Annotated in this window: 4 protein-coding genes; all 4 read left to right on the top strand. The window is 58.7% G+C overall.

All coding sequences use genetic code 11. From position 1 onward, the window contains the following. The first annotated feature begins 191 nt into the window (after positions 1–191). Genes PGY33_RS13485 through PGY33_RS13470 form a run of 4 tightly spaced genes read left to right on the top strand, consistent with a single transcriptional unit; the run spans position 192 to position 2,516 of the window. Complete coding sequence (locus PGY33_RS13485) at positions 192–1,241, top strand: FAD:protein FMN transferase (RefSeq protein ID WP_158575104.1); 1,050 nt, start codon at positions 192–194, stop codon at positions 1,239–1,241. Next, entirely contained in the window at positions 1,231–1,602 is a 372-nt protein-coding gene (locus tag PGY33_RS13480; protein ID WP_270479038.1) for a NusG domain II-containing protein, read from the top strand. The genes PGY33_RS13485 and PGY33_RS13480 overlap by 11 nt, the downstream gene beginning before the upstream one ends. A gap of 12 nt (positions 1,603–1,614) precedes the next feature. Next, positions 1,615–2,130, top strand: a complete 516-nt coding sequence (locus PGY33_RS13475) for a Gx transporter family protein (RefSeq protein WP_118479424.1) — start codon at positions 1,615–1,617, stop codon at positions 2,128–2,130. Between the two features lie 50 nt (positions 2,131–2,180). Further along, complete coding sequence (locus PGY33_RS13470) at positions 2,181–2,516, top strand: hypothetical protein (RefSeq protein WP_118479426.1); 336 nt, start codon at positions 2,181–2,183, stop codon at positions 2,514–2,516. Positions 2,517–2,772: the final 256 nt, after the last annotated feature.

Below are 2,772 nucleotides of genomic sequence, written 5' to 3'. Positions count from 1 at the left end.
GTTTCTGTATAGGAACTTTCGGACGACTTTGGAACGGCCCACGGTCCGTTCCTGCTTGTCGGCGAAACTGTAGTTTCGCGACAGCCGACGGTTCGGTGCTGTTTTTTTGTCTTATATGATACTTGCGCGCTGCGGGAACGTGCGGTATAATGTACAGTGATTTCGTATTGTATAAACAAAGGAGCAATGCTATGAAACGCTATCTTGCAGCGGCGATGCTGCTGCTTGCGCTGTCCGGCTGCGGCTCAAGCGGCAGCAGTACACAGCTTTATACTACCACCGAGGACTTTTTTGCGATGGACACCTACATGTCGGTCGATGTGTCAAGTGAAAAGAGCGAAAGCGCGGCAGAGGACATGGCGATTAAGATCGAGCAGCGCGTCAACCAGCTGGACGCGGCGCTCTCGCGCACGCAGCAGGCGGGCGATCTCTACAAGCTGAATCACGCGAACGGTCAGCCGACCGAGGTGAGCGATGACACATACACCGCGCTTGAGAAAGCGCTCGAGTACGCCGAGACGACAAACGGTGCGTTTGACCCGACGATGGCGCCGCTGACCGACCTCTGGGGCATCGGCACGGACAACGCGCGTGTGCCCGCGCAGAGCGAGATTGATGAAGCGCTGACGCATGTCGGCTATCAGAACGTCAAGCTGCTCGGCAACAATCAGGTGCAGCTGCTGAACGGCGCACAGGTCGATCTGGGCGGTATCGGCAAGGGCTACGCAGGCGACATCGTGCACGAAATGGTGGAGAGCGACACCTCGGATCAGTGGCACGTTCTGGCGCGGCTGAGCGGCAATGTCGAGATGTACGGCGGCAAAACCGCAGACAGCGGCACGGACAACTGGAATATCGGCATTGCCGATCCGGACGACAACACGGACTCGATTGCGGTGGTGTCGCTGCGTGACGGCTCGGTTGTTACCTCGGGCGATTACGAGCGCTTTTTTGAGCAGGACGGCAAACGCTACCACCACATTTTTGACCCCGCAACAGGGTATCCGGCGGACAGCGGCCTGCGCGGCGTGACCGTCATTGATCCCTGCTCGACCAGGGCGGATGCGCTGACAACGGCGCTGTTCGTCATGGGTCTGGATAAGGGTATGAAATTCTGCGAGGAAAATAAGATTGCAGCGGTGTTCATTACCTCGGACAAGCAGGTGTACACCACATCCAAGACAGAGGACTACGCGTTTGAGTTCCTCGGCGAGAAAAAAGGATACAACTATGCGGAATAAGCTGAAATTCGGTGATTTCGTTATCATCGGCGTGGTTCTGGTGATGGCAGGCGCACTGGCGGCAGCGCTGGCGTTCCACAGCTCCGGTGACAAGCTGTACGCCGAGATCTGGCAGAACGATACGCTCATCGAGCGGGTACAGCTGACCGACGCGACCGACCGCACGATCAAGCTGGACGGCAACACGATTGTGCTCTCGGGCAAAACGGCGAAAATGGCGGACGCAGACTGTCGGGATCAGGTGTGCGTGCGCACCGGTACACTTACCCATGCCGGACAGGCGGCGGTCTGTCTGCCGCACCGCGTGGTGCTCAAGCTGGTCGGCGTGAATGACAGCGGCATCGACGCTGTGGTATCGTAAGGGGTGCAGCACATGAAAAATGCAAAACGATTGACACTCTGCGGCATGCTGGCGGCGGTGGCTGTCGTGCTCTCACTGGTTGAGCGCATGTTCCCGCTGGATGCCATCGTGCCCGTGCCCGGCGTCAAATTAGGGCTGGCGAATGTGGTGACGCTGTTTGCGCTCACGCGGCTGAGCGCGAGAGACGCATTCGCCATCGTGGTAACGCGTGTTGCCATTTCCTCGCTGCTGATGGGCAGCGTGTCGGCGTTCCTGTTCTCGCTGTTCGGCGGTCTGCTGTCGCTCATCGTGATGGGGATCCTGCTCAAAGCCGAAGGCAGATTCTGCTCGCTGTTCGGCGTGAGCGTAGGCGGCGCCGCGGCGCATAATATCGGGCAGATGGCAGCGGCTGTGATCTGGCTGAAAAACTGGGCCGTGATCGCATATCTGCCGTTCCTGCTCGTGATGAGCGTGCCGCTCGGACTGGTGACGGGACTGACCTGCTCGGTCGTGTTACATCACCTCAAAAAAATTGATTTCGGTGCATAAATTTGAAAAAGCAGTCTCATACTAACGGAAACAGATTAGGAGGGACTGCTATGAAAAAGCTGATCGCCCTGCTGGCGGCGCTGACGATGCTGTTCGTCTGCGGCTGCGGCAGCAACAGCAAGGATAACGGCACAGACAACGGCAATGGCACCAACAACGCGGTGGATAACAACACTGTTGATGAGCGGCACGACACCAACACGAATACCGTCGGTGATGATGTTCGCAACGGCGTGGACAATGCAGGCAACGCCGTCGGAGACGCGATGGATGAGGCAGGCAACGCCATCCGCGACGGCGCAGACGCCGTGACCGGAGATAACAATAACGCGGCGAAGCAGCCGAATACGGCGAATGGGACGAATGCTCCGGCGGAGAATCCGTAAAACAGAAACGGCATGGCGTAAGCTGTGCCGTTTCCTTTGTTTTTCTGCACCGATTCACTGGGGCACACGAGTTGCGTTAGCGGGTTCGCCCTGTCCGGGCGGCAGTTTTTTCAGCACCGGCTGAGCGGGGTGCGCGAACTGCGTCAGCGTGTTCGCCCCTAACGGGCGGGGGGAGGCTGAACCTCAGTGGGGGGATTCGCCGTCTGCGGACGGCAGGGACGTTGCGGCGCCCGCCGCGGGGGCAAAAAGGAAGGGA

This window comes from Butyricicoccus sp. AF18-9LB, assembly GCF_027684505.1.
Lineage (GTDB): Bacteria > Bacillota > Clostridia > Oscillospirales > Butyricicoccaceae > Agathobaculum > Agathobaculum butyriciproducens.
This window is presented reverse-complemented; position numbering and strand designations above follow the sequence as displayed.

Bases quoted from the DNA above. Each gene is read 5' to 3' on its own strand.
- PGY33_RS13480 (WP_270479038.1), top strand. From the start codon at position 1,231: ATGCGGAATAAGCTGAAATTCGGTGATTTCGTTATCATCGGCGTGGTT.
- PGY33_RS13485 (WP_158575104.1), top strand. From the start codon at position 192: ATGAAACGCTATCTTGCAGCGGCGATGCTGCTGCTTGCGCTGTCCGGC.
- PGY33_RS13470 (WP_118479426.1), top strand. From the start codon at position 2,181: ATGAAAAAGCTGATCGCCCTGCTGGCGGCGCTGACGATGCTGTTCGTC.
- PGY33_RS13475 (WP_118479424.1), top strand. From the start codon at position 1,615: ATGAAAAATGCAAAACGATTGACACTCTGCGGCATGCTGGCGGCGGTG.